The 26,217-nt window shown below is 52.6% G+C and carries 20 protein-coding genes and 2 tRNA genes; 10 read left to right on the forward strand and 12 right to left on the reverse strand.

From position 1 onward, the window contains the following. Window positions 1-9: 9 nt before the first annotated feature. Window positions 10-84: transfer RNA gene (locus HVE01_RS03900), tRNA-Gly, on the reverse strand. A 55-nt stretch (window positions 85-139) separates the two neighbouring features. Continuing rightward, window positions 140-215 (reverse strand) — tRNA-Glu (locus HVE01_RS03905). Between the two features lie 340 nt (window positions 216-555). On the opposite strand from HVE01_RS03905, the gene msrB reads away from it, so the two are divergent. The 4 genes from msrB (at window position 556) to htpX (ending at window position 4,344) form a co-directional block, all read left to right on the forward strand. Further along, window positions 556-954 carry a peptide-methionine (R)-S-oxide reductase MsrB gene (gene msrB, locus HVE01_RS03910; RefSeq protein WP_125746602.1) on the forward strand — a complete coding sequence of 133 codons (399 nt, stop codon included), beginning with the start codon at window positions 556-558 and terminating at the stop codon, window positions 952-954. A 119-nt stretch (window positions 955-1,073) separates the two neighbouring features. Further along, on the forward strand, window positions 1,074-2,027 hold the full coding sequence (gene ylqF / locus HVE01_RS03915; RefSeq protein WP_146942530.1) for a ribosome biogenesis GTPase YlqF: 954 nt from the start codon (window positions 1,074-1,076) through the stop codon (window positions 2,025-2,027). 55 nt (window positions 2,028-2,082) lie between these two features. Further along, entirely contained in the window at window positions 2,083-3,330 is a 1,248-nt protein-coding gene (locus HVE01_RS03920) for a pyridoxal phosphate-dependent aminotransferase (RefSeq protein WP_089038711.1), read from the forward strand. A gap of 108 nt (window positions 3,331-3,438) precedes the next feature. After that, a complete protein-coding gene (htpX, locus tag HVE01_RS03925) occupies window positions 3,439-4,344 on the forward strand; it encodes a protease HtpX (RefSeq protein ID WP_125746599.1) in 906 nt (301 codons plus the stop codon). Between the two features lie 95 nt (window positions 4,345-4,439). On the opposite strand, the gene pdxB is transcribed toward htpX, so the two are convergent. Then, window positions 4,440-5,615, reverse strand: a complete 1,176-nt coding sequence (gene pdxB, locus HVE01_RS03930) for a 4-phosphoerythronate dehydrogenase PdxB (RefSeq protein WP_146942532.1) — start codon at window positions 5,613-5,615, stop codon at window positions 4,440-4,442. Window positions 5,616-5,699: 84 nt separating this feature from the next. Between pdxB and HVE01_RS03935 the strand changes: the two genes are divergently transcribed. Then, a complete protein-coding gene (locus tag HVE01_RS03935; RefSeq protein WP_030070186.1) occupies window positions 5,700-5,981 on the forward strand; it encodes a WGR domain-containing protein in 282 nt (93 codons plus the stop codon). An 85-nt stretch (window positions 5,982-6,066) separates the two neighbouring features. Here HVE01_RS03935 and HVE01_RS03940 read toward each other — a convergent pair whose 3' ends face one another. Then, entirely contained in the window at window positions 6,067-6,402 is a 336-nt protein-coding gene (locus tag HVE01_RS03940) for a glutaredoxin family protein (protein WP_146942534.1), read from the reverse strand. A gap of 19 nt (window positions 6,403-6,421) precedes the next feature. Next, window positions 6,422-8,644 (reverse strand): bifunctional 23S rRNA (guanine(2069)-N(7))-methyltransferase RlmK/23S rRNA (guanine(2445)-N(2))-methyltransferase RlmL, encoded by a 2,223-nt coding sequence (gene rlmKL / locus HVE01_RS03945; protein WP_146942536.1) that lies wholly within the window; start codon window positions 8,642-8,644, stop codon window positions 6,422-6,424. Window positions 8,645-8,986: 342 nt separating this feature from the next. Between rlmKL and rmf the strand changes: the two genes are divergently transcribed. Beyond that, the gene (gene rmf / locus HVE01_RS03950) at window positions 8,987-9,196 is read left to right on the forward strand and encodes a ribosome modulation factor (protein ID WP_125746591.1); all 210 of its coding nucleotides are present in this window, start codon (window positions 8,987-8,989) and stop codon (window positions 9,194-9,196) included. A 72-nt stretch (window positions 9,197-9,268) separates the two neighbouring features. Here rmf and HVE01_RS03955 read toward each other — a convergent pair whose 3' ends face one another. The 5 genes from HVE01_RS03955 to HVE01_RS03975 form a co-directional block, all read right to left on the reverse strand. Beyond that, complete coding sequence (locus HVE01_RS03955) at window positions 9,269-10,282, reverse strand: quinone-dependent dihydroorotate dehydrogenase (RefSeq protein ID WP_125746589.1); 1,014 nt, start codon at window positions 10,280-10,282, stop codon at window positions 9,269-9,271. Between the two features lie 260 nt (window positions 10,283-10,542). Further along, window positions 10,543-15,366, reverse strand: a complete 4,824-nt coding sequence (locus HVE01_RS03960) for an NAD-glutamate dehydrogenase (protein WP_146942538.1) — start codon at window positions 15,364-15,366, stop codon at window positions 10,543-10,545. A gap of 195 nt (window positions 15,367-15,561) precedes the next feature. Beyond that, window positions 15,562-16,677: a tRNA (uridine(54)-C5)-methyltransferase TrmA gene (trmA, locus tag HVE01_RS03965; protein ID WP_146942540.1), complete on the reverse strand. Its 1,116-nt coding sequence runs from the start codon at window positions 16,675-16,677 to the stop codon at window positions 15,562-15,564. A 57-nt stretch (window positions 16,678-16,734) separates the two neighbouring features. Then, window positions 16,735-17,532 carry a glutamate racemase gene (gene murI / locus HVE01_RS03970; RefSeq protein ID WP_125746582.1) on the reverse strand — a complete coding sequence of 266 codons (798 nt, stop codon included), beginning with the start codon at window positions 17,530-17,532 and terminating at the stop codon, window positions 16,735-16,737. 115 nt (window positions 17,533-17,647) lie between these two features. Next, window positions 17,648-18,193 carry a hemerythrin domain-containing protein gene (locus tag HVE01_RS03975; RefSeq protein WP_125746581.1) on the reverse strand — a complete coding sequence of 182 codons (546 nt, stop codon included), beginning with the start codon at window positions 18,191-18,193 and terminating at the stop codon, window positions 17,648-17,650. Window positions 18,194-18,447: 254 nt separating this feature from the next. Here HVE01_RS03975 and HVE01_RS03980 point away from each other — a divergent pair, with 254 nt between their 5' ends. Beyond that, on the forward strand, window positions 18,448-19,782 hold the full coding sequence (locus HVE01_RS03980; protein ID WP_146942542.1) for a replication-associated recombination protein A: 1,335 nt from the start codon (window positions 18,448-18,450) through the stop codon (window positions 19,780-19,782). A gap of 65 nt (window positions 19,783-19,847) precedes the next feature. Here HVE01_RS03980 and lolA read toward each other — a convergent pair whose 3' ends face one another. Both lolA and HVE01_RS03990 read right to left on the reverse strand, forming a co-directional pair. Next, window positions 19,848-20,501 (reverse strand): outer membrane lipoprotein periplasmic chaperone LolA, encoded by a 654-nt coding sequence (lolA, locus tag HVE01_RS03985; RefSeq protein WP_146942544.1) that lies wholly within the window; start codon window positions 20,499-20,501, stop codon window positions 19,848-19,850. Between the two features lie 168 nt (window positions 20,502-20,669). Next, the gene (locus HVE01_RS03990; RefSeq protein WP_146942546.1) at window positions 20,670-24,128 is read right to left on the reverse strand and encodes a DNA translocase FtsK; all 3,459 of its coding nucleotides are present in this window, start codon (window positions 24,126-24,128) and stop codon (window positions 20,670-20,672) included. A 118-nt stretch (window positions 24,129-24,246) separates the two neighbouring features. On the opposite strand from HVE01_RS03990, the gene aat reads away from it, so the two are divergent. The 3 genes from aat to infA all read left to right on the forward strand — a co-directional run bounded on the left by aat (window position 24,247) and on the right by infA (window position 26,153). Further along, window positions 24,247-24,999, forward strand: coding sequence for a leucyl/phenylalanyl-tRNA--protein transferase (gene aat / locus HVE01_RS03995; protein ID WP_146942548.1), 753 nt, complete (start codon window positions 24,247-24,249; stop codon window positions 24,997-24,999). A gap of 61 nt (window positions 25,000-25,060) precedes the next feature. Next, window positions 25,061-25,795 carry an arginyltransferase gene (locus HVE01_RS04000; protein WP_146942550.1) on the forward strand — a complete coding sequence of 245 codons (735 nt, stop codon included), beginning with the start codon at window positions 25,061-25,063 and terminating at the stop codon, window positions 25,793-25,795. A 139-nt stretch (window positions 25,796-25,934) separates the two neighbouring features. Then, window positions 25,935-26,153, forward strand: coding sequence for a translation initiation factor IF-1 (gene infA, locus HVE01_RS04005; protein ID WP_007111068.1), 219 nt, complete (start codon window positions 25,935-25,937; stop codon window positions 26,151-26,153). Window positions 26,154-26,217: the final 64 nt, after the last annotated feature.

Below are 26,217 nucleotides of genomic sequence, written 5' to 3' on the forward strand. Positions count from 1 at the left end.
TAAAATGCTTGGAGCGGGAAAAGAGATTCGAACTCTCGACCCTCGCCTTGGCAAGGCGATGCTCTACCACTGAGCTATTCCCGCACTTCCGATACCTTGACGGCTTCATACTCTATACCACTAACTCTAAAAGAGTAAGTGGCGTCCCATAGGGGGTTCGAACCCCTGTTACCGCCGTGAAAGGGCGGTGTCCTAGACCACTAGACGAATGGGACGTTTCATTGCCTCGTCGAGGTGGCGCGTATATTACTCAGCCCTTAATCTGCTGTCAAGCACTCTAAAACCGAAACGTTTTATCCTGCCACGAGTCGCGCCTGCTAAATCGAGTGCACTGACTCCCACACGGCACTTTATACAAGAACAGCCGTTTATTTCTCATACACTTACTATACCGTCACGATAATGCCGCTAGCGTGTAAACACCATACTGGCAGTTTTCTTACCTTTCACACATGCTGAACCTGAACAGGCTATCTACTGTCACTCTGCGGAGTGATACGCTAGCCTGCTTAGTAAGCCTCTGTTTAACGATAACCAGAGGGAGAGGAGATCCCCATGGCGAAAATAGAAAAATCCGCTGATGAATGGCGCAAGCAACTCACCCCAGAGCAGTACCATGTGGCGCGTGAGAAAGGCACTGAACGCCCTTTCACCGGAGATTATCAGGTCAGTGATGCCCAAGGTATTTACCACTGCGTTTGCTGCCATGCGCCGCTGTTTGAAAACGAACATAAGTTTGATGCGGGTTGCGGCTGGCCAAGCTTTGATCGCCCGCTGGGAACACGCTGCATTGAAGAGCATAGCGACACCTCCCACGGCATGCGGCGCACGGAAGTCGTTTGCTCCCACTGTGATGCCCATCTGGGTCACGTCTTTCCGGATGGCCCGCCAGACACGACAGGGCTACGCTACTGCATCAATTCGGTGTCACTAGAGTTTCACCCTGACGAGTAATCGTCACTAAATCCTCGTTCAACCTCAGAAAGGCGGGCACCATCTGCTAGAATGGCAGCCCGCTTTTTTTGTGCCCGTTTTTCGTGCTTGTATTGCTTTGCGCTAATTAGGAGAAACTCATGCTCGGCTGGTTCCCCGGACATATGAATAAGGCCCGCCGCCAGATTAAGGACGCGCTGCCCGAAATTGATGTCGTGATTGAAGTACTTGATGCGCGCCTGCCCTACTCCAGCGCCAACCCGATGCTGGCCGAGCTGACTCGCCATAAGCCGGTATTGAAGATTTTGTCGCGGGCAGATCTTGCCGACCCTGAGCGTACTGCTGAGTGGGTGGCTTTTTTCGATGCTCAAGAAGATACCCGCGCCCTGGCAATTACCACTACCAATATTCGCGAGCTTAAAAAAATCCCTAAGCTATGCCACGAGCTGTCAGGCGCAGTACGTGCGGATAGAGATGTCCGCGTGATGGTAATGGGCATTCCCAACGTCGGAAAATCGACGCTGATCAACGGACTTGCTGGTCGAAAAATCGCTAAAACTGGCAATGAGCCCGCGGTCACCAAGCGCCAACAAAAGGTACGTATCGACGGCCGCGTCGCGCTGATCGACACTCCTGGGGTGCTATGGCCAAAAATCGAAGACCAGGCTAGCGCCTATCGTTTGGCTGCAAGCGGTGCAATTCGTGATACTGCGATTGAGTATACCGATGTCGCCATCGTCACCAGTGCCGAGCTTGCCAAGCGCTACCCTGCAGAGTTGACCGCCCGCTATAAGTTAAAGGCGCTACCGACTTATGAAGCGCCCGTAGCACAAGAAGTGGATGCTGATGGCCCGCAAAAGCCAGACTTCTTAGCCATTGCCGGTTTTGACGGCCACGCTATTTTGAAAGAAATTGCGAGTAAGCGCGGCGGCTTACGCCCCGGCGGCGAAGTCGACATACACCGCGGCGCCGAAGTGCTGCTTCACGAGCTACGCGATGGCAAGCTCGGTAGGCTTACGTTAGAAACCCCAGGTGATATTCCACCGCCACCGATACAAAACGACGAAGACAGCCACCTACAATCCGACGCATAATGAATCGATCATCAATAACATCTTCGGCCACAGGACATTTTGGATAATAAACCCCATGGACACCCCGCAGCCTACAGAATCACACACGCTGAAAAAATCGCACAAACTGCATAACGTCTGTTACGACATTCGCGGCCCAGTGCTCGACCATGCCAAGCGCCTGGAAGAAGAAGGCCAGCGAGTTTTAAAGCTTAACATTGGCAACCCGGCGCCATTTGGCTTTGAGGCACCGGAAGAGATTCTTCAAGACGTGATGCGCAACCTGCCCACTGCCCAGGGCTACTGTGATTCTAAAGGACTTTACTCGGCGCGTAAGGCAATTATGCAAGAGTGCCAACGTAAACGAATTCCTGGGGTTGGCATTGAAGATATCTACATCGGCAACGGCGTTTCTGAGCTGATCGTGATGTCGATGCAGGCACTGTTAAACGATGGTGATGAAGTACTGATCCCCGCCCCTGACTACCCGCTATGGACCGCCGCAGCGAATTTATCTGGCGGTCACGGCGTGCACTACTTATGCGATGAACAAGCCGATTGGGCACCGGACATAGCAGACATTCGCGCCAAAGTTACCAGCCGTACCCGAGCCATTGTCATTATCAACCCGAACAACCCTACCGGTGCGGTTTACCCGCCTGAAGTGGTACGGGAAGTGCTGGATATTGCCCAAGAGCACAATTTGGTGGTGTTCTCCGATGAGATCTACGACAAAATTCTTTATGACGGCGTAGAGCATACCGCCACGGGTGCATTGGCGGATGATGACCAACTGGTCATTACCATGAATGGGCTATCGAAAAGCTACCGCTGCGCGGGCTTTCGTTCCGGCTGGATGACCATTTCCGGTACGTTAGCCAAACAGCGTGCCAGTGATTTCATTCAGGGCCTGACCATGTTGGCCTCAATGCGCCTGTGCGCAAACGTACCAGCCCAGCACGCTATCCAAACCGCACTGGGTGGCTACCAGTCAATCAATGATTTGATTCTGCCGGGCGGCCGACTATTGGCTCAGCGAGATATTACGATAGAAAAGCTTAACGCTATCCCAGGGGTCTCTTGCGTGACGCCTAAAGGTGCGCTGTATGCCTTTCCCCGCTTAGACCCTAAGGTGTTTAACATTCAGGATGATCAACAGCTGGTACTGGACTTACTGCTCCAGGAAAAAATCCTGCTGGTGCAAGGCACCGCCTTCAATTGGCCGGAGCCAGATCACGTGCGCATTGTTACTCTGCCCTGGGCTGACCAGCTGGGTGATGCGCTTGATCGCTTTGCTAATTTCTTGTCTCGCTATCGTCAATAAAAGCAGTCATCAATAAAAACGGTGACTTGAAACTGACGTTAACAGCACGTATCTAAACTGTCATTCCACTAACGCTTTTTTAATGACCTTTGATGGAGAACCTGCACCATGATGCGAATTGTGCTGTTTTTAGCCACTAACTTAGCGGTGTTGCTGGTCGCCAGCTTAACGCTGCGCCTGTTTGGGGTGGAAAGTTACCTAAGCAGTCAGGGCATCAACTTTACTAGCCTGCTGGTTTTCTGCTTTATCTTCGGCATGGTCGGCTCGCTGGTATCGCTGTTTATTTCCAAATGGATGGCAAAGCGTTCGACCGGCACCGTGATTATCGAAACACCCTCTAATTCAACTGAGCAGTGGCTGTTGGATACAGTGGCTGAGCTTTCCCGTGAAGCAGGTATTAAAACGCCTGAAGTGGGTATTTTTCCTGCCCAGCAGTCCAATGCATTTGCTACCGGCTGGAATAAGAACGATGCATTAGTCGCCGTTTCAGCGGGCTTACTAAACCGCATGCGCCCTGAAGAAGTGCGCGCGGTACTGGCCCACGAAATCGGTCACGTGGCCAACGGCGACATGGTAACGCTGGCGCTGATTCAAGGCGTTGTGAATACCTTTGTTATGTTTTTTGCTCGGGTCGTGGCTCAGTTAGTCGACAACTTCTTAAGAAGTCGTAGCGACGGCGAAGGTGGCCTTGGTTTTATCGGCTATTTTGCCGTGGTGATCGTGGCAGAAATCGTCTTTGGCCTTGTCGCCTCTGCAATCGTTGCCTGGTTCTCACGCTATCGTGAATACCGTGCCGATGAGGCAGGCGCACGCCTAGCGGGCACCGGCGCGATGGTGAATGCGCTGGCACGTCTCAAAGCAGAAACTGAAATGCCTGACCAAATGCCCGATACCCTACGCGCAATGGCTATTACTAAAGGTCAAACCCGCTCTTTGCTAGAGCAGTTGTTCGCCAGCCACCCACCGCTGGACGATCGCATTCGCGCTTTAAAAGAAGCGGCTTACCGTCAGTAAACGCCTGTTCGCTAGCTGCATAACACACAAGGCCCGCAAATGCGGGCCTTGTGCTTTCTAAACAACCTAACAATCAACACACCGTCACCACACAGCTATACGCAGCGCACTTGAAAACCAGCCGCTAGCAGTGGTGCTTCCAGTACCGTTGCATCGTTTTCTAGCAACACGCGCAGCGTGGCAAACTCTCGGCGCAGCGGGTAATTTGCTCGGTAGTCATCAAAGCCCTTTTTGACTCCTTGATGAAACACATGCCGCTGCAACGCATCGTGGTCGCGGCGCACATCGTAAACCGCGCGCGTGCATAGTCGGAGTGCTTCTTCTATCGGCATCGCTTGCTGCAGCGTTAATGCTGACAGCTCAGGCCGTGGGCAGAGTTCGCTAAACGTAACGCCACTTGGCCGCTCGATATGCTGAGCTAGCGCCTGCTGTATCATCCACGTGCCACGCAACTTGCCATCCAGGCTATGCCCGGCAATATGGGGTGTCGCCAGCGCTACCAAATCACGCAACCCAGCATCGATCCCCGGCTCATCTTCCCAAACATCAAGAATCGCCGTGATATCGCCTTTGCCCGCCAAACGACTCCGTAGCGCCAGACCGTCAATACAGTTGCCCCGTCCGGCGTTTAGCAACACAGTCCCAGGGGCTAGGTCATTAATACGCTCAGCATTAAACAGTTGATAGGTGGCATGGGGGCCCTCTTTCACCAGCGGAGTATGCAGGCACACGACGTCGCAGTGTTCGATGACGCTATCCAGCGAGTAAAACAGGCCTGTCTCCTTTACTGCAGAGGGCCCTTTTCCAGGCTGTTCTTTTGCTGCGCGAGGCGGATCACACACCATGGTTTCCACACCCAGTGCTTGCAAACGCTGCTGCAAGCGGCTACCAACGTTGCCAGCCCCCACAATACCCACCCTACGTGCCAGCAACGACCAACCTTGCCGTTCACTTATTAGCAGCAAGCTGCTAAGCACGTAATCCACCACGGCATCGGCGTTACAGCCAGGCGCACTAGCAAAACTAATGCCGCGCTCGCGTAATAACGCGCGATCAATGTGGTCAGTGCCAATAGTGCAGGTACCCACAAAACGGACAGGGCTTTGTGCCAAAAGCGCCTGGTTGACCTGAGTGATCGAGCGTACTATCAGCGCGTCGGCATCGGCTACATCAGAGGGACGAATCTCACGCCCTGGCAAGCGATGCAGCGTACCAAACGACTCAAAACAGAGGTCTGCGGCAGGGATATTTGCGTCGATAACAAGTTTCATAGGCGTTTTCGTATCCGGGCTTTACAATACGCCCGCAACGGCTTGCTGTGCAGGCATGATCAAGAAGCAGTTAAGGAGATGGGTGTGATCGTACGCTGGGAAACCGACCATGACTATGTGTTGGTGCATATTCACCAGGATATGTTTGGCGACTGGATTTTCAGCCGCGCCTGGGGGCAAATCGGCACCCAGTTTGGTGGGCTAAAGCACCAGTTGGCAGACACCCTGGAACAAGCACAAATGTGGATGGAAGATGAGGCTACCATCCAGACCTCGCGAGGGTTTCGCAAGGTGCTGGAGGCAGCCGATCATACGCCCGAAGGACAGGAAGCTATGCGGCAGTTGTCGCTACTTGATGCACTTTGAGTGCATCAAGCCCCATGTTAGCGACAGTAATTCAAACCTTAAGGCTGTTTTAACAGCGCTCTCAAGGGCTCTTTCAGGGCCTGTCTCAACCTAAATAGCGCCGTCCATCGCGCTGATATGCACCAACTGGCGGCGCATTTTCGGGCGGTGTGGTAAGTGCTACAAGCGCAGCCTCATCTAGCCAACCGCGCGCTCGTAACCAAGCGCTCAGCCTATCAAGATCAAGGCCTCGATCCAGCTCTTCTCCATTACCATCCATCAAAACCGGAATGCGCACACCGTAACGCGCCGCTAACGTAGCGTCGTCGCTGATCTCAATGTGATGCAGCGATACCTCTTGGTTCGCCAAGGTTACCACCAGCGCCTCTAACTGAGCGCACAAGTGGCAGCCTAACGTTGTATAAATCGACAGCTGAATCATATTCGATCTCTTTGCGCCCTTACGCTGTATGCCGAAGCAAAAACACATGATGAAGATTGGTTCGACGCTGAAAATCCGGATCAAACGTACGCGATGTAATATCTTCCACTACGTAGCGCTCGCTAAGCGCTTCGTCTAGTTTGAAGCGCCGCTGATTGTTCGAGAATACCAGGGTACCGCCGGGCGCAAGACGCGCCATGGCCAGTTCCACTAGCCGCGGATGATCACGCTGAACATCAAGGGTATCGCGCATTTTCTTGGAGTTAGAAAATGTCGGCGGGTCCATAAAGATCAAGTCAAATTCGGCGTTGGCGGTTTCAAGCCAGCGGAAACAGTCATCCCGCACCACACGATGCAGCCTTGGGTCCAGGTTGTTTAGCGCAAAGTTGTCTCTCGCCCACTCAAGGTAGGTATTCGACATATCGACACTGACGCTGTCGCTTGCACCGCCTAAGGCTGCTTGCACAGTTGCCGTGGCAGTGTAGCAAAACAGGTTTAAGAAACGTTTCCCGTTAGCCATTTCGTTAAGCAGGCGGCGTACTGGCCGATGATCCAGAAACAAGCCGGTATCCAAGTAGTCACGCAGGTTCACCCACAAGCGAGCGTCACCTTCCTGCACTTCAAAGCGCTCACCGCTGGCATCCCGCTTCTGGTACTGGGCACTGCCCGTTTGCCGCTCACGACGCTTGATATACACCTTGCCAGGGTCAACGCCAAGGGCATCGGGCAGTACTTCCAAGGCATCAAACAGACGCTTTTGCGCCTGAGCGGGGTTGATTGAGCTGGGCGCAGCGTACTCTTGAACGTGCACTCGGTCACCGTAACGGTCGACTGCCAGCGCATACTCCGGCATATCAGCATCGTAAACACGGTAGCAAGTCTCAGCGCTTTTCTTGAGCCACTTTTTCAGACGTTTTTGGTTTTTCGCCAATCGATTGGCAAACATCTGGGCATTTTCCGACACAGCAGGCTTGGCACTGGTGCTTGTTTGCTGCGCCACGTCACCATTTTCTGAGACAGCAGCAGCACTGCCAATGTCTGTCGTATTGGCCGTGTAAGTGGCAATTTCCATAAGCAGCAACTTCGCATCCAACGCACCGTTCTTCAGCGCATACTGCTTGTGAGCACGCAGCCCAAGACGATGCCCTAAATCGGGATTGCCGGTAAACAGCGCCAGTGTCCAACCAGGAAACAGTGCTTTCGCCTTCTCTCCCAACTGGGCATACAAACGCACCAACTCAGGCAACTCGCCTAAGCGCTCGCCATAAGGCGGGTTAGTTATCAACAGTCCACGTTCAGCAGTAATAGCCTCTGGTCTGGTTAGCTGACTTAAGCTCTGCCCATGCAAGGTAATTAGCGCAGGAATGCCCGCACGCATGGCGTTAGCTTTAGCTGCTGTTAATGCCGCCGGACTCTGATCAAAGCCCACCAGCGCCGTTTTACAGCGCTTACGGCCTATCGACGCCCGCGCCTCAGCTTCGCGCTTTAACTCTTTCCACAGCGGCTCGTCATGACCTGCCCAGCCCTGAAAGCCGAAGCGCTCCCGATTGAGATTGGGTGCTTGGTCGGCGGCCATTAGCGCCGCTTCAATCAGCAACGTGCCTGCACCGCATAGCGGGTCTAACAGCGGCTCACCGGCTTTTGCTCGTTCAGGCCAGCCAGCACGCACGAGCAATGCCGCTGCCAAGTTCTCTTTCAGCGGTGCATGGCCAACGTCACGGCGGTAGCCACGGCGATGTAAACTTTCGCCTGAAAGATCAACTCCCAGACTTAAGTTAGCACGATGTAGATGGGCGTAGATGCGCAGATCCGGTGTTTTGGTATCAACATTTGGGCGCTCCTGGCCGGCTAGCTGCAGCGAATCCACAACCCCATCTTTGACCGTCTGGGCACCGAACCGGGTATGACGAATATGGTCGCTGCGACCATGGAAATCGACCGCCAGCGTTTTGCCTGGTGTTAAATGCTGTGTCCAGGGGAGCCGGGCAACGACGTCACGCACCTGTTCAGCGGTATCGATCATTGGCTCCCGAGCCAACAGCAAAATAATGCGGTTAGCTAACCGTGACCACAAGCATATGCGATAAGCGGTTGCTAGATTGGCGGAAAAATAAACGCCCGCCACGGTCGTTTTACCTGGCTCAGCGCCCAGCGCTGAAAGCTCATCAGCTAAAAGGCCTTCAATGCCTTTTGGGCAGGTAGCAAGGAGGTTTAGAGGGGCAGTTTGGCTCGACTCGGTCATGTTTATCGCCGCGCGTAAGAGCGCGATATTCCTATATATGGCAAATGAGTTTACGTCTTATGACAATTTGATGGTCGACAAGTGACCCCATAATGAGCTAACAATAAGAGTGTAGCTACTGAAAAACGCATGCGTTGTTTGTCAGGGTTCTATTAGCAACTAGCTTTCAAGACCCCTAATTTGTCGAGTCTGCCGCTTTGCCCGTTCAGCACGTGAGTGCTAGGCACTAGCGTTAAGTGGCGGCTTGCCAACGTTATTTATCGAAATAGCACTGATGCAAGTAGGGCATTTTTACCCAGCGTGCTTTTCTTATCAAAGGCTTTCGTGAAAAGAGGTTAGCCAATGAAACGACAAAAACGTGATCGCTTCCAACGGGCTTATGTTCACGGCTATAAAGCAGGCGTCATGGGTCGCTCCCGAGATGACTGCCCCAGTCAAGATGTTAATTTACGCGAGTATTGGATGAGTGGTTGGCGTGAAGGTCGCGGCGATCAGTGGGACGGGATGACCGGCGTCTCCGGCATTCATAAAAATCCCATGGTGATGACCTAGTTTCTTTTACCTTTTCAAACATGACATTTGGAGTACGGAGCCCGCTGGCAAGCGGGCTTTTTTATCGCTCAACTATTGCTGCTTCAATGCCTCGGCGCACGCCTTCACTAATCCAGGCCCTTGGTAGATCAACCCTGAATAGAGCTGCACCAAGTCCGCGCCAGCGGCAATTTTAGCAACAGCGGCTTCACCGCTATCAATCCCACCCACACCTATAATAGGCAGCGTTGGCAGTTGTGCACGTAACAGACGAATCACCCTATTCGATGCTTCAAAAACGGGTTTTCCAGAAAGCCCGCCCGCCTCTTCTGACTGAGGGTCACTCTTAACGGCATCGCGAGCGATCGTAGTATTTGTCGCAATAACACCATCCAGTGCATTTCGAGCAATACTGTCGGCTACCAATACAACCTCTTCTTCGCTCATATCTGGGGCGATTTTGACCAGTAGCGGTACCTTACGGCCTAGCGCGTTGTCCAATGCTTGGCTACGCGAACGGATAGGTCCTAGTAACGCATCCAGCTGCTCGCCGAACTGTAATGTCCGCAGTCCAGGCGTATTAGGCGAGGATATATTGACCGCAATGTAATCAGCAACGCCGTGTACCGCTTCTAAACACAGCAGGTAATCATCGAGCGCATTTTCTACCGAGGTGGTTAAATTTTTACCTATATTGATGCCTACAACGCCTCCGTAGTGGCGCTTTTTAACCTGGGCGACAAGGTGTTCAACCCCTTTGTTATTGAACCCAAAACGGTTAATGATCGCCTCATGGCCTGCAAGCCGGAACAAACGTGGCTTTGGGTTACCTGGCTGCGCTTTGGGCGTCACGGTGCCTACTTCTACAAACCCAAAGCCCAGCGCGCCCAGCGCATCCAAGTGATCGGCATTTTTATCCAGCCCAGCGGCAAGCCCTACCCGATTACTAAAACGCAGCCCCATCAGTTCAACAGGGTCGCTCACAGGCTCACCATACACCCGCTGCACACCGCCAACCCGATGCAGAGTATCTAACGCACCCAGCGCTAACCCATGAGATGCTTCTGGGTCGAGTCGAAATAACAGCGAACGGGCGAAGTTATACATCAGCGAGGCTCTCCAGAGCAGTGGGCATAAAGCAGACGAACGGACACGCTACATGAAGGCAAATAAACGACATAGCGCGCGGCGCGCAGAGTATAGCGTAAATCACGTTATCTTCGCAGCGCTGAGCGGCGAGAAAGGCGATGCCGTAAAAAAACGATCACAAGAGCAGTCTCAAGAACCGTCACAAAAAAAACCGCGCCCTAATTCAGGGCGCGGTAGGTGGTGTTACTTATCGAGCAAGTCGATAGCTAACCTGTGGCTTACGCTTCGCTATCGCTTTCAGCAAGATCAACCAATTCACGTACGGCGACGGCAAACAGTGCAAAACCACCTTCACTGCCTCCGCGCACTTCGTCAATCAAATGGCACCAGCGGCGATGTAGCTCGGCGTGCTGTTCAAGCCACTGAGCCACACGCTCTTGAGTGTCACGACTACCCGCTTCCAGTTTTAGGACGCTGGTCGTTAGTGCTAATTGCTGGCGATCAATGTCGTCGCGGAAGGTTTCTCGCGCTTGCGCTTGCCACGCATCACGCACTTCCAACTGGGTCACCTGCTGTATAATCCAGGGTAGTTCTAGGCGACTGCCAATTTCGTAGAACACTTCGGCTACACGCTGAGGCTTCTCATTAGTGACCCGCGCGGCGTGAATAATACCCAAACCTGCATAGAGGCTAGGCGACGCAGCCACTGTAGAGGCTAGCGCTTCAGGCACGCCTGCTTCTAACAGTTCGTCGCAACGCTTACGCCATATCGCCTTCTCTTCTCCGCTGAGCAGTTCACCAATCCCTTCCTGCAGCTGAGCAAGGCGAGGCCCGAAATACTCAATTGTATCTTGGGTCGATAATCCCAAATGCTGACGCAGGAACCAGCGCGTTGCGCGGCGAACCATGCGCATCAGGTCGAGCATCATTGAGTACTGCACACGGTTCGGCACTTGGTTGTCCAGCGCCTCAATCTGCTCCCACAGTGCCGTCAGGTTAAACGCGTCTCGAGCAACCACGTAAGCACGAGCAATATCAGCGCGCCCCGCACCGGTAGAGTCCATTAGACGACGAACGAAGACGATACCCATGTGGTCGACTAGATCGTTAGCTACCTGGGTGGCAACAATTTCGCGCTTCAGACGATGGTCATACATCTCGGTCTGATAGCGTTCAGTCAAGACGTCAGGGAACAAGCGCTCTAAATGACGATGAATGTAGGGATCATCCGGCACATCAGAGTTGATCAAGTCGCCTTTCAGGGTGCTCTTAGCGTAAGAAATCAGCACCGACAGCTCAGGTAACCGCATGCCCTGGTCATGGCTGGCGCGCTCTTTAAGCACATCATCAGCAGGCAGGAACTCTAATTCACGATCAATTTGGCCGGCTGATTCAAGCTCACTGATAAAGCGGCGGTATGGCCCCATGCCTTGATGAGACAGAATCTCTGACAGATCCAGCGCTTGGGTTTGGCGATAGTTATCGAGAATGACTAGGTTAGCCACTTCCTCGGTCATATCTGACAGCAGCTGGTTGCGCTGCTTGTCGGTCATATCCCCACGCTTCACCACTTCATCAATCAATATCTTAATATTGACCTCATGGTCAGAGCAGTTAACTCCCCCGGCATTATCGATAAAGTCCGTATAAACGCGCACACCCTTAGCAGCCGCTTCCATCCGGCCACGCTGGGTCAAGCCCAAGTTTCCGCCCTCACCAACAACACGGCAATTCAGTTCGGCGCCATTAATACGCAGCGCGTCGTTGGCCTTGTCACCCACGTCGGCGTCGGTTTCATCGGAGCTCTTCACATAGGTACCGATACCACCGTTCCACAACAGATCAATCTTGGCCTTCAGCATCGCGCGAATAAGGTCATTGGGTGAAAGGCGTGTTTCTTCGATACCAAACACCTGCTGCATTTCCGGAGTAATCGGAATCGATTTCGCGCTGCGACTAAAGACCCCCCCCCCCTGTGAAATTAATTCAGCATTATAGTCTTCCCAACTGGAACGCGGCAGGTTGAACATGCGCTTGCGCTCGATGAAAGCAGCTGCTGCGTCAGGATTAGGATCGACAAAAATATGTAGGTGGTTGAATGCGCCTACCAGTTGGATTTTATCTGACAGCAGCATGCCGTTGCCGAACACGTCGCCGGCCATATCACCAATGCCCACCACCGTGAACAAGTCTTGCTGGGTATTCACGTCAAGGTTTTTGAAGTGGCGCTTGACGGATTCCCAGGCACCACGCGCGGTAATCGCCATTTTCTTATGGTCGTAACCGTTAGCCCCGCCAGAAGCAAAGGCATCCCCGAGCCAGTGGCCGTACTCTATGGATATCTCATTTGCGATATCCGAGAAGGTTGCAGTCCCTTTATCGGCGGCAACAACAAGGTAGCTATCGTCGCCATCATGGCGTACTACATTTTGCGGCGGCACAACCTCACCACCCACTAGGTTGTCGGTGACATCCAGCAGTGCGCGAATAAAGATTTTGTAGCAGGCGATACCTTCTTTCTGCTGGGTTTCACGGTCAGCGTTTTCTGGCATGCGCTTGCATACGAAACCGCCTTTAGCTCCCACCGGTACGATAACCGCATTTTTCACCTGCTGGGCTTTTACCAGGCCTAACACTTCCGTACGGAAATCTTCGTGGCGATCTGACCAGCGCAAACCACCGCGAGCGACTTTACCGCCACGCAGGTGAACGCCTTCTACGCGGGGTGAACAGACGAAAATCTCAAACGCAGGACGGGGTTTGGGCATGCCCGTAACTTTCGAGGGCTCCAGTTTGTAAGAGATATAGTCTTTAAAACGACCATCATCCGCTTTCTGGTAGTAGTTAGTGCGTAGAGTCGCTTGAATAAGCTCCATAAAGCGACGCAGCAGCTGGTCATCATTCAGGCTGGCGACACTTTCCAGGTGCTCATTTAAACGAGCAATACACTCATCTAAGCTTGCGGGCTGTCGCATTGGATCAAAGCGCAACCGGAATAGCTCAACGAGCGTCTGAGTGATTACCGGATAGTTCGCCAGAGTAGCCGCGATGTAGTCCTGCGACATACCAAAGCGAATCTGCTTAAGGTAACGGGCATAACCGCGCAGCATGGCAACTTCACGCCAATCAAGGCCGGCACCAATAATCAGACGGTTAAAAGCGTCGTTGTCCGCCTCACCAGCCCATATACGCTTAAATGCTTCGCTGAAGGTGTCGCGCATTTCACTTAAATTTACGCCTTCGCGACTATGCTCCAGCTCGAAGTCATGAATCCAGTAACGCTGCTGCGGGGCATTAATGTCATAAGGGCGCTCACCGATAACGCGCAATCCCAGGTTTTCCATCATCGGTAGCACATCAGACAGCGGGATCTGGGTTTCACGATGGAAAAGCTTTAAGTTCATACCACCCGCTTGCTCTTCCAAGGGGCGATACAGTGACAATGAGAGGTCGTCACCGCTATCCAGTGTCAGTAGATGCTGAACATCAAACACCGCTGTGCGCGCATTGAAATCTTCTCGGTAACTGGCCGAAAATGCCTCATGGAAATGATCCATTTGGTGGTTGGCGCGCTCTTCACCAAATCCTTCGATCATTGCTTCTTGAAGCTCATCACGCCAGCTACGTGCTAAACGTGCCACTTTATTTTCTAAGCGCTTAAGATCGTATTGGCTTGGACCTTCACCATTAAAGCGCAAAATAAGCTGAATACGGGCTAAAACCGATTCTGACAAATAGGTATTAAAGTCGCCAAAATGAGCGTCGAGTTCATCGCACAGCATCGTTTGTATGCGCTGGCGCAGGTCGGTAGAGAACACATCCCGAGGAACAAAGACTAAGCAGGAGTAGAACTTACCGCTGACGTCCGCGCGAATAAACAAGCGCACTTGACGGCGTTCGCGGATATTAAGAATACCCAGAGCTGTGCTGGCCAGGGATTCGGTGCTGATCTGGAAGAGGTCATCACGCGGGTATACTTCCAACACTTGCAACAGCTGTTTGCCGTTATGCCCCTGGGGGTTAAACCCGGCAATATCCATCACGGCTTTCAACTTACGACGCAGCAGCGGAATATTGCGTGGCGATTCGTTATAAACCGTAGACGTGAACAAGCCAAAGAAGCGCCGCTCGCCAATCACATTGCCGTCGTCGTCATAGCGATCAACGGTAATGTAGTCTGGGTACGTGGGGCGATGCACCCGGGAATGATGCGCGCTTTTAGCAAACGACAGTAGCTGGGGTACTAGTACATAGTCGCCATTTTCATCAACCCCCTCTTCAGTGCGGATACGCTCGCGGTAGCGCGGCTGATCAAGGCGGAACACGCCCAGAACACTATTGGGGTCACGCTGCAGCTCTTTACCTTCCAGCAGGTACTCGTCGTAACCCAGGAAGGTAAAGTTGTCTTTGAGCAGCCATTCCAAAAACGCGATGGCCTCTTCATGATCATCAGGATCAATTTGCGGCGGGCAGTTCTTTTCTAACTCTTGAATAGCCGACGTGATTTGGCCGCACATCTCGTCAAAATCGCTGACGGCGGTTCTAACATCGCGCAGCACTTCATGTAACTTATTCTCAATTTTAGTCAGCGATTCAGGATCCGAGTGACGATCCACTTCAATGACCATCAGCGACTCGCGCGCATCAGGCGCATTTTCATCTCTTGGCGAGGCCAGTGCTTTGAGCTGATGCTGGCCGTCACGCGCCACGGCAAGTACCGCGTTCTGAATAGCGTGAACCGTCAGCCCGCGACGATTAAGTTCAATCCGTACCGAATCGACCAAAAATGGCATATCTTCGTGCAAAACGGCAACGAAGGTATGGGTTGACTGCCAGCCATGCTCTTCAAAGTCAGGATTGAAGATACGCACCTTGGGATGCTGCGGGTCGTGGTGCTGTAAAAACTGCCAAATCGACAGTGTGGCCCCGTACAAGTCGTCTAAACGCCGATCCACCAAGTCCTCAACGGGGACCGTGGCGTAGAAGTGGCGAGCAAAGGCTTCAACATCTGCCGCTCGCTCCGGCTCCAGTCGCGCATCCAATCGCTCTTGTAGCTGCTTCAAAAGATCCCGCCGACTCTCTTCAATCGCAACGTAATGCATCCATCACCTCGACTGCCTGGGGCCACAAATTAGGCCAAAAAAACGAAGGACAATAGGCCTTTAGGCCACACTATCCACTAGCTTACGCTACCGTTACTTATCCCCCTAACCATCTGACAGGTTCTTCATGGTGTATGCCGCTTATGCATCATAAGCACTATTGACAAGAGCTCTTAAACATTATCAATAAGCTTTCTATTGCGCAGCATCCTTTCGTTTGAGCAATACACCGCATTCACAATGCTCGGTAAACGGAAACTGGTCAAAAAGCGCGAACCGTTCAATATGGTGCGTTTGCGTCAGTATGGTTAAGTTTTCGGCTAGCGTTGCAGGATTGCATGAAATATAGACGATTTGAGCGTATTCGCTGATTTGATGACAACTTTCAACGTCCAGACCCGCTCTTGGGGGGTCGACTAGCACGCTGGAAAACTCATACGCATCCAACGCCATCTCCGTCACTCGGCGACCTGTTTTGTCGCCTTTTAGCGCCAATGCGAACTCTTCAGCGGACATTCTTGCGACCTGAGCATTGGCTACCCCGTTAGCGTCCAGGTTAACGTTAGCGCTAGCTACCGAGGTGCGCGAAATTTCAGTTGCTAAAACGCGGCGGAAGTTATCCGCTAACGCAATGGTAAAGTTACCGTTACCACAGTAAAGCTCCACCAAGTCTTCCTCTTGCCGTCCGGCGGTGGCCTCTCTAGCCCAGCTAAGCATGGTCTGGCAGATATGCGCATTTGGCTGAGTAAAGCTGTTTTCAACCTGCTGATAAACCAGCTCACGACCATCAACTGTTAAGCGCTCCCATACATGATCGCGGGTTAGCACCAAGCGCTGTTTGCGCGAACGGCCAATAATCATGATGCCAAGCGTTGTCTCCAGCGCACGCGCTTCGGCTTCCCAGGCCTCGCCAAGCGGGCGGTGGTAAATCAGCGTTACCAGGGCTTCGCCAGATAAGGTGGTTAAAAACTCAACTTGAAATAAGCGCCGACGAAGTTCATCGCTGGCAAGGAACGCTTCTCGCAGACGCGGCATGAGCGCATTGATCTGCTCACTGGCGACGGGAAACTGATCCAAACGCACAACCCGCTTATTTTTAGGATTGTGCGAATCGACCTCAAACATGGCGTAGAAGAGGTCGTCATCTTCATGCCAGATGCGAAATTCGCAGCGTTGCCGATAGTGGCTTGGCGGTGAGGGGTAGACTTCTAGCGTGGGTGTGGTGAACGCTGCAAAGGTTTTCTCCACGTAGGCTTGCTTTTCAGCGAGCTGTTCGGCGTAGCGTTCTGGTTCTACAGTGGGGATCGCCAAGGTAGTTCCTCATTTAAGTAAATAACATCAATAAAAACAAATAACCTAACAGAGGGACTACACCGCGTTAGGAATCGACAATTGTTGTGGCGCGTGAAAACCAAAACGCGCTAATCCGTTAGTCAGTTGCGACGCTGATGCTGTCGTGAAACAACGTCCATCTTGGGTGCTACTGACGATGGTAGGTGCCACTTGTCCTACCCGACGAGCAATAGCATCGCCAGAATCTACCCACGCCAGAGGTACCGGCGATAGCCGGATTAGCTCAGTTTTCAGCAGTGGAAAATGGGTACAGCCCAGCACAACGGTATCAAGTGCTGGGTTAGCCTGGGTAGCCTGCCATAACGGTGTTAGCGCTAGGTTTATGCGCTGCTGGTTAATCGGTATGCCGGATAGCCACGCTTCCGCCTCTGTGACAAGTTCACCTGCTGCCACCCTGGTGATCACACAGTCGCTCGCGAAACTATTAATTAACGTCTGCGTATACGGCCTATTGACGGTCGCCGCTGTAGCGAGCAAGCCAATGTGACGTGTCTGACTACGCAACGCAGCAGGTTTGATAGCAGGCACCGTTCCAACAACCGGGATATCTAACGCTGCACGCAATCCCTCTAACGCTAGAGTACTAGCGGTATTACAGGCAACGACTAAGACACTCGCTTGGCAGGCATCCACGGCTGCTTTACATACCGAGACAATACGCTGGGAGAGCGTCATATCATCGCGTAGACCATAGGGTAACCACGCATTATCACAGGCATAACACATTGCCAGGTGGGGATAATGCTGGCGAAGCGCATGGGCAACAGAAAGTCCCCCCACACCAGAATCAAACAGTAGTACAGGCCCTGACATCACCGCTTAACCAACCAATACGTTTTGTACACACCACCCTCCTCAAGCCGCCAATAAAAACGGGGCGTTAGTCTAACACGCCCCGCCCCCCCCCCTTGAGTGATCAGCTGATGCGCTACATTGGCGGCACTTCGGCACCACGCAATTCAGCGTAAAGTTCGGGGTACGCTTGCTGTAGGCGCTCTAGCTCTTGTTCAGCCCCCTCAGGTAGCGCTTGACGAAGCTCTTCCATATCTTCTTCGCTGAAATGCTCATCTATCAACGGGAACAGGCCCTCTCTCTCATGACGGAGATAAGCACGGTGTGCATCAAGGTACTCTTTCAGCGCCTCTGCAAAGAGGTCCATTGGCAGCACATTATCCATTAGAATCATGTCGATATCATTGGATAGACGAGACAGACGTGGCTTTAATTTACGATAGTCACTGGCCATTTGCTCCATCAATGGCAGATGCTCAGGGGCCTGCTTTTGCAGACGCTCCACGCAGATCTTTTCCAGCGGAGAAGCGAAACCATCCATATAAGACAAAATGTAATCCACCACCTCGCGCATCAACTGGAAATCGGGCCGTTCACCGCTCGCGAGTGTTTTTTGTTTCAGCTGCAACACATGGAGCATTCGCGCCATGTTGGCATGATCTAGACGCAGTTGGTTTAACATCTTGCCGCCTCCTTTGTAAGTGCCTTACCTTTCGCCCATTGCCTGCTAGCGCTTAGGCGCATGGCATGAGCAGGGTTCAACTACACTAGTGTTAATCGTTACCATGCGCCTTTGGCATTACCTAGACAAGTAGGCGCTTATCCGTCGGTTATGCCCAAAGGTAGCCCGACGTTACATTATTTACCACAGACACGTGTTAATCGTTGATTGTTCAATGGCAAGATTTACGCTGGAAATTGATAGGGAACGTTTATATGGATCTTTTTGACCGCGCGTCCGTTACCACGAGCGAAGACGTGCCCCTTGCCTACCGTATGCGCCCACTAACCCTTAACGATTACGTCGGCCAGCAAGCACTAGTGGGGCCTGATAAACCGCTACGTCGAATGGCAGAGTCTGGCATTGTGCGCTCAATGATTTTGTGGGGGCCGCCAGGCGTGGGGAAAACCACGCTAGCAGAGTTATTAGCACGCGCGTCTGGCGCTTATCTTGAGCATTTAAGTGCCGTCATGGCCGGTGTAAAAGAAATTCGCTCAGCCGTCGAGCGAGCACAGCAACGTACATCACCCACCCTGCTGTTCTTAGATGAAATCCACCGTCTGAACAAGAGCCAACAGGACGCGTTGCTGCCCCATGTGGAGTCCGGCCTGCTCACACTGATCGGCGCAACAACAGAAAACCCCTCTTTTGAGGTCAACTCGGCGCTACTTTCCCGTGCTCGGGTGTATGTACTTAAACCGCTAAGCCATGACGAGCTTCTCCAGGTTTTGTCTCAGGCATTAAACGATGCTGAGCATGGGCTGGGGAGGCGCCGCATCGAGATGGAAGAGGGAGTATTAGATGCCCTTGCTCATGCTAGTGCAGGCGATGCTCGTCGCGCGCTGGGACTACTAGAAACGGCCTGCGACTTTACTCAACAACATGGTGATAAAGAGGTACTACACAAAGCGGTGCTAGCCGATGTTCTCGGCCATCAATCAAGCGCCTTTGATAAGCAGGGTGATGCTTATTACGATTTATTATCAGCAATTCATAAATCAATTCGCTCATCACGTCCCGATTCAGCCTTGCTGTATATGGCACGCTTTTTACAGGGCGGCGGCGACCCGCTTGATATTGTGCGCCGCTTAACGGCGATTGCCTCCGAAGATGTCGGCAATGCTGATCCGCGAGCACTGCCCCTGGTCATTGCTGCCTGGGATGCCTACTTACGCTTAGGCGATTATGAGGGCCAGCGAGCGATTGCCCACGCCGCCATTCATTTAGCGGTTGCTCCAAAAAGTAATCGTATCGACCGTGCCTGGAAGGCGGCTCAGCAGTTTGTACAGCAGCAACCACAGCTGGAAGTTCCCAGCTATCTTCGTAACGCTCCTACCAAGTTGATGGAGCAGTTAGGACATGGCCACGGTTATCGCTATGCGCATAACGAACCCCATGGTTACCCTGCTGGCAGCGCTCATGACTGTTGGCCTGATGACTTACCTAAAGCACGCTTTTATGAACCGAGCGTCTTTGGCCAGGAGAAACGCTTTGGTGAAATAATGGCATGGCGGGAACAGCAGGATCTAGAAGCTGATCAGGCACCTTAAGGTGCCTGATCGGATCATCGGGCGACATTACTGCGAGCGTGTACTGCTCTTCTCACACCATTTGTTTACAGCTCTTCGCGGATAACATCAGTGCCTTCAGGAATATCAAAATTGAATAAGCTGCGGTCAATACTACCGTTACGGGTAATGTCGCTAAACGTAATCGCGGTGCGCTGACCAGTACTGTCCATCATCCACAGTTGCGTTAAGGTCTGATCGTCAAAGACCATGCTGAGCTCTTCGAATAACGTATCCGCTGAGATAGGAATCAGCGTAAACACATCGTCACCGTCCTGCTGCTCATGAAATACGTCATAGCTGGCAGTTAAATCGCTTGCACTGCCTGAGAGCAACAGCGCGGGGGTATGAGTGACCCGGTCATCCATTGCCTGAATGGTGACTTGCTCAAGATCAGGGTCATAGAGATATACATCATCACCATCCGAGACGACGACTTGCGTATAAGGCGCATCGACTTCCCAACGTAGCATGCCGGGACGCGACAGCCACATTTCTCCACGCGCGCTTTGTAAACGCTCGCCACCACCGTCCAAAATTTGCTGTTCAAATGTCGCTTGATAGTTCTCAAGCGGGTCAAGCCGCTCAGTCAGGCGCTCTGCGGCCTCGTTGGCCCACGCAATAGGCGATGCAAAGGCTAATCCTAGCGCACTGGCTGCTAACGCCAACGCTGATGAGCGTCGAGTATGTGTATCGCGCATTATTTTCTCCCTAGGCAGTCATTGCCGGATAGCGGACAAGGCAAGGAGCGTTAAGACGATCCGTGTAGCCTCTCAGACGCAAAACGCGCCGTAGGGTTTCACCTACGGCGCGATTTTCACGCTTATTGCATTATTGAACCAAGCACCTGGTATTCACTAACAGATAAGTCAGTGGCCTACCGGAGGCGGTGCTAACACCTCACGGGCACCGTTAGACCCCATGGATGTCACCACACCGGCACCTTCCATTGCTTCTACCAAGCGCGCAGCGCGGTTATAGCCGATTTTGAAGCGGCGCTGAACGGCAGATATAGAAGCTTTGCGTGTTTCTGTAACGAACTGAACCGCCTCATCATAAAGCGCATCCTGCTCAGCGTCATCGCCATCGACACCCTCAGCCTCAAGTCCCGTCAACGCATCGGCAGTGACACCGCCTGACAAAATCTCTTCGATGTACTCAGGCGTGCCACGTCGCTTCCAGTCATCCACAACCCGGTGCACTTCGTCATCGTCTACAAAAGCACCATGAATACGGTTTGGCGGCCCCGAACCTGCAGGTAGATAAAGCATATCACCATGGCCAAGCAGGCTTTCGGCGCCCCCCTGATCCAAAATGGTACGTGAATCAATCCGCGACGATACCTGGAAGGCCATGCGCGACGGAATATTCGCCTTAATCAGCCCCGTCACTACATCAACAGAGGGGCGCTGAGTAGCCAAAATCAGGTGGATACCCGCTGCGCGCGCCTTTTGCGCCAAGCGAGCAATGAGTTCTTCAACTTTCTTACCGACGATCATAAACATGTCGGCGAACTCGTCGATCACCACCACGATGTAGGGCAGCTTTTCAAGGATTGGCGGCGTCTGATGCATTTCCCAAGGCTGCGGCTCCCAAAGCGGGTCTGCAACTTGTGCGCCGGCACTCTCAGCCTCATCTAAACGCCCATTAAAGCCTGCAATGTTACGCACCCCCATTGCCGCCATTAATTTGTAGCGACGCTCCATCTCCGCAACACACCAACGCAGACTATTTGCAGCCTCCTTCATATCAGTGACCACGGGAGCCAAAAGGTGCGGAATGCCATCGTAAACTGACAGCTCCAGCATTTTTGGGTCAACCATGATTAGCTTGAGCTCATCTGGAGTCGCTTTAAGCAGCATGGAAATCAGCATGGCATTAACACCCACTGACTTACCAGACCCTGTCGTACCCGCAACCAGAAGGTGAGGCATCTTGCCTAGATTAGCGACAACCGGCCCGCCGCCAATGTCCTGACCCAACGCCATGGTCAGTGGCGAGCTCTCCTGTTGGTAGCGGTCAGAGTCAATGACTTCACGCAGGCGAATCATTGCGCGATGGGGATTAGGTATTTCAATGCCAACCGTTGGACGACCAGGAATGACCTCCACCACACGTACACTCTTGACCATTAACGAGCGTGCAAGGTCTTTAGCAAGGTTGCTGATTTTAGAAACTTTCACCCCAGCCGCTGGCTTAATTTCAAACCGAGTGATAACAGGACCAGGCCATGTATCAACGACTTCCGCTTTAACACCATACTCACGCAGCCGCACTTCCAAGAGCTCGGCCATATCAGCAAGCTGCTCGTCGGTGTAATTAGGCTCATGCGGCTCTGGAGGCGTCAGCAATTGGAGACTAGGCACATCCCCTTCTGGCTCATCGAAAGTTTCAAACGCCGGACGCTGGCTCTGCAGATGCTCAACCGTCCATAGAGTAGGCCCATTGTCGGCGTCTTCTTTTTCTTCAGAAGACGCCACGTCGGCAGGCATGTCATTTGGAACCAACGCCTCAGAAGGCTCATCTCGGAGACTTTCAACCCCAGGCGCCTCCGCTCTGAGTGGCTCAACGCTAGGCACCTCAGCATCATGAAGCGTTGGCTCTTGGCGCACAGCAGTTACGGCTGACCGTGCAACAGGAAGGTCATCTTCCTCATCATCCCATACTGGCTCCGGTACGACTTCAGGTACCCGTTCGGAGCGAGGCTCAGGGGGACTCACATAGACAGAGCGAGAGTCACCCTCATCTCGATCTCGCGGCGTGATTGCGGGCGTGGGCGTATGCTCGGGTTCAGGCATGCGCGTAGAAACAGGCGCCATCTCGCGCTCAACGTCGTCGCCTTGCTTAGCTGCGTCATGCTGTTTTATTTCATGCGCTGCATAAGACATCGCCTGAGACATCGCCTGAGACGTAGCTCGAGGCTCTATTTCATCGCGTGATACACCCATCGATGAATTAAATGGCTGCGTCTCTGCTGACTGGAAACTAGGCGCAGAATGAGAAGCCGTTTTTTCACCTGCCGACTCATCACGCGCTGGCTGATCGAACGTCGGCTCAGTCTCTCTCGCGGAGAGGGGTACTGAAAGTGTTGGCTCGTTGCCTTCTTCCTTGGTGCGTAGCGCAAAAGCATCCTCGCGAGGCGCGCTGGGTAACTTTTCCTCGACGCTTTCTGCAGTATCTTGTGCAGCTTTTTCCACACCGCTGCTCGCAATAGGCTCTATTTTAGGCTCTGTTTTCGGCTCTGTTTTAGCTTCACGCCGTTCTTCAACTGTGTTGACAGGCGGCTGGCTATTAGACTCAACCGGCGAAGCATCATGAGGGGCAGCCTGTTCAGGCGCAGCTGAGGATGCTGACTTAGGCAAGTCCTCCTCAGGCAACGCACCTGAAAATGCAGCAGCTGCCCATGGAATTGAGGTATCTGTCGTCGTTGAAAAACTAGGTTCACGACGTACGCGGCTGCTTTCTTGGGCGGGTGCCTGCTGGTGACTACTTTCTTTTTGACTTGGACGCTGCTCGTCACTCTCTGGCTTAGCCGCTTTAAATTCAGCTAGCGGTTTCTCTTTTACTTTTTGAGACGCCGCTTTCGCGGCAGCACGCACAGCAGCACGCTGGGAGCGTTTCTCACGCCCCTTAGCACGCCGAGCGCTGAACCACCCGCCTACTTTACACAGGCGACGACCAAGCTCATCAGCCACCTGTAACCACGACATGCCGCTAAACAGTGGAAAACCGATCAAGATTAGGGCAGCAGAAATAAGGCCAACGCCGCCGCTGCTGACCAGGGGTTTTAGGGTACTTACTAATCCTTCGCCCAATATACCGCCAGAGGCGTAAGGCAAAATGCTGTCAGGATGATAAAAATGCAGCGCCCCCAGCATCGTCGTGCCGAAGATAAGCAGCACTAACCCACCGGTATGGACAGCGATCGCTACCGGATCGATATCAAAGCGTACTTGGCGCGATCTCATTAGCCACCAAGCTGCATAACCAAACATTCCCGGCCACCACAGGGCACTTGCTCCCGACAGCGAATACAGCACGTCTGCAAGCCAGGCACCAACAGCTCCCATCCAGTTATGAACATCCGTTTCCGGACCTTGATAAGACCAACCTGGGTCGGCAGGGTCATAACTAAACAGTGCCAATAACAAAAATACGCACAACGCAAGCAGCACGACGACCACACCTTCGCGCGCCGAGCCCTGCAAGCGCAAACCAAATCGACGAGCTTTATCCTTTGCAGCTTTAACTCGCCCAGTTGAGGCTGTTGATGATGGTTGACGCGAGTTACGTTGCGTTCGCTTGTCTACCGCCTTATTTACTTTCAAGCGATTCTCCCTTTACACCTCAATGGCGTCTTTAATCCACTTGCGAGTTTGCATCATACCGAGCATCCTTTCGCCGTCACAGCGCTTCTATCGAAGTGTTCAGTAACAGGAGCAAACAATGCTACCTTGGCTTTCATCGCCACAGCCCATCTTTCCGTCTACCGAACTTGCCCTCGAGTCACCGAACGGCCTTCTTGCCGCGGGCGGAGAACTCTCCCCCCACTGGTTAATCGACGCTTACCGAAAAGGTATTTTTCCATGGTATAGCGATGATGAACCTATCTTATGGTGGAGCCCCAACCCACGCATGGTATTGCAACCAGCACAGTTTAAACGACGTCGTAGCCTTGTTAAGCGATTGCGACATGGTGGCTTTATCGTCACTCTGGATCAACAGTTTGAAAACATTGTTAAAGCATGCGCTGCGCCACGTTCTGGGGAACCGGGCACCTGGATCAATCAAGATATGCGCCACGCTTACCAACGTCTACATGAGCTAGGCATCGCGCATAGCATTGAAGTGCATCTTGATGGCCAACTGGTTGGCGGACTTTATGGATTAGCCATGGGGCCTATCTTCTTTGGCGAATCAATGTTCTCGAAAGTGCCCGATGCTTCCAAAATTGCCCTTGCCCACTTAGCCAATGCCATGCAACACCATGAGGGTAAACTGATCGACTGTCAGATGCACACACCTCACTTGGCGAGCCTTGGTGCGACAACAGTCGCTCGTAAGACGTTCATCAACTATCTTGAAAAGTGGTTGCCTAACGAGGCATTTAACTTAACGAATATGACCAATGAAGCGCCTACTATACCTGGATCACCGTGGCTTGATGCCATTGCCTCAGGCCATCATCCAGAATGGTAGACGTATTCAAACTAGTCCATGTTCAAGCTAGTCCATGTTCAACTAAGCAAGGAGGCAAGCCGTGAGTAGTAACGCTCCTCGCCGCCCGGTGCGGGATTTGCGCTTCTTCCTAACCGTTCCCCATGCCTGCAGCTATCTTCCTGGCAAGGAAGCAACCACTCTGTTCCTGGACCCCCAGGAATCTCCCGTTCCTGGCGTTTATGATTCACTCTCATTGCTCGGCTTTCGTCGCAGCGGTCGCCATCTATACCGCCCTCACTGCGAAGGTTGCAATGCCTGTCGCTCAGTACGCATTCCTATCAGCGACTTCAGCGCTAACCGCACCCAACGCAAACTCTGGCGTCTTAATGCTGATATTACTACACGTGTAGTACCTGCACGCTATGAGGCAGAGCATTATACGCTCTATGCTGACTATATCCGCTTACGCCACGCCGATGGTGACATGTATCCGCCGAGCCGGGAGCAGTATCGTACCTTTTTAACGCTCGAAGAACCCTATGCACATCTTTTAGAAATGCACCTGGACGGGAAACTCGTCGCGGTCGCGGCATTTGATCAACTTGAGCATGGGCTATCGGCTATTTACACGTTTTTTAGTGTCGACAAGGCCCTGGAAAAGCGATCCCTGGGAACGTTTGCTATTCTCAAGCTTATTGAACTGTGTGGTGAAAAGTCTCTCCCCCACTTATATCTTGGATATTGGATTGAGGAGTGCCGTAAGATGAGCTATAAGCGTGCGTTCACGCCAATAGAAGTGCTCGACGGGCGTCATTGGCGGCCTTTAATTTGCTAAACTTGCCAGCTTTTTTGCCTTGATGGCAGGCTTACGGCACAATATAGCGCTGCTTGCTGGGCAGTCGTCATCTGACGATGCCCACTGAAGTAACTAATTAGACCAAACCATTACGTTAAATAAGTGAGGATCTGCCTATATGGCACGCGAAGATCATATTGAAATGGAAGGCGTTATTGTTGATACCCTTCCCAACACCATGTTCCGTGTTGAGCTGGAAAACGGCCACGTCGTTACCGCTCATATTTCAGGCAAGATGCGCAAAAACTACATCCGCATCCTGACAGGTGACAAGGTAAAAGTAGAGCTGACGCCCTACGATCTGTCAAAAGGCCGTATCGTTTATCGCTCGCGCTAAGCCTTGGTAATGCCTTCAAGCAAACACTGTCCGCGCAAGCACGCATCCTGTTTTCAAATACAGT

The sequence above is a fragment of the Vreelandella venusta genome (assembly GCF_007989605.1).
GTDB lineage: Bacteria > Pseudomonadota > Gammaproteobacteria > Pseudomonadales > Halomonadaceae > Vreelandella > Vreelandella venusta.

Excerpts from the sequence above, each read along its gene's own strand:
- msrB (WP_125746602.1), top strand. The coding sequence starts at position 556 with ATGGCGAAAATAGAAAAATCCGCTGATGAATGGCGCAAGCAACTCACC.
- ylqF (WP_146942530.1), top strand. The coding sequence starts at position 1,074 with ATGCTCGGCTGGTTCCCCGGACATATGAATAAGGCCCGCCGCCAGATT.
- HVE01_RS03920 (WP_089038711.1), top strand. The coding sequence starts at position 2,083 with ATGGACACCCCGCAGCCTACAGAATCACACACGCTGAAAAAATCGCAC.
- htpX (WP_125746599.1), top strand. The coding sequence starts at position 3,439 with ATGATGCGAATTGTGCTGTTTTTAGCCACTAACTTAGCGGTGTTGCTG.
- pdxB (WP_146942532.1), bottom strand. The coding sequence starts at position 5,615 with ATGAAACTTGTTATCGACGCAAATATCCCTGCCGCAGACCTCTGTTTT.
- HVE01_RS03940 (WP_146942534.1), bottom strand. The coding sequence starts at position 6,402 with ATGATTCAGCTGTCGATTTATACAACGTTAGGCTGCCACTTGTGCGCT.
- rlmKL (WP_146942536.1), bottom strand. The coding sequence starts at position 8,644 with ATGACCGAGTCGAGCCAAACTGCCCCTCTAAACCTCCTTGCTACCTGC.
- rmf (WP_125746591.1), top strand. The coding sequence starts at position 8,987 with ATGAAACGACAAAAACGTGATCGCTTCCAACGGGCTTATGTTCACGGC.
- HVE01_RS03955 (WP_125746589.1), bottom strand. The coding sequence starts at position 10,282 with ATGTATAACTTCGCCCGTTCGCTGTTATTTCGACTCGACCCAGAAGCA.
- HVE01_RS03960 (WP_146942538.1), bottom strand. The coding sequence starts at position 15,366 with ATGCATTACGTTGCGATTGAAGAGAGTCGGCGGGATCTTTTGAAGCAG.
- murI (WP_125746582.1), bottom strand. The coding sequence starts at position 17,532 with ATGTCAGGGCCTGTACTACTGTTTGATTCTGGTGTGGGGGGACTTTCT.
- HVE01_RS03975 (WP_125746581.1), bottom strand. The coding sequence starts at position 18,193 with ATGTTAAACCAACTGCGTCTAGATCATGCCAACATGGCGCGAATGCTC.
- HVE01_RS03980 (WP_146942542.1), top strand. The coding sequence starts at position 18,448 with ATGGATCTTTTTGACCGCGCGTCCGTTACCACGAGCGAAGACGTGCCC.
- lolA (WP_146942544.1), bottom strand. The coding sequence starts at position 20,501 with ATGCGCGATACACATACTCGACGCTCATCAGCGTTGGCGTTAGCAGCC.
- aat (WP_146942548.1), top strand. The coding sequence starts at position 24,247 with ATGCTACCTTGGCTTTCATCGCCACAGCCCATCTTTCCGTCTACCGAA.
- infA (WP_007111068.1), top strand. The coding sequence starts at position 25,935 with ATGGCACGCGAAGATCATATTGAAATGGAAGGCGTTATTGTTGATACC.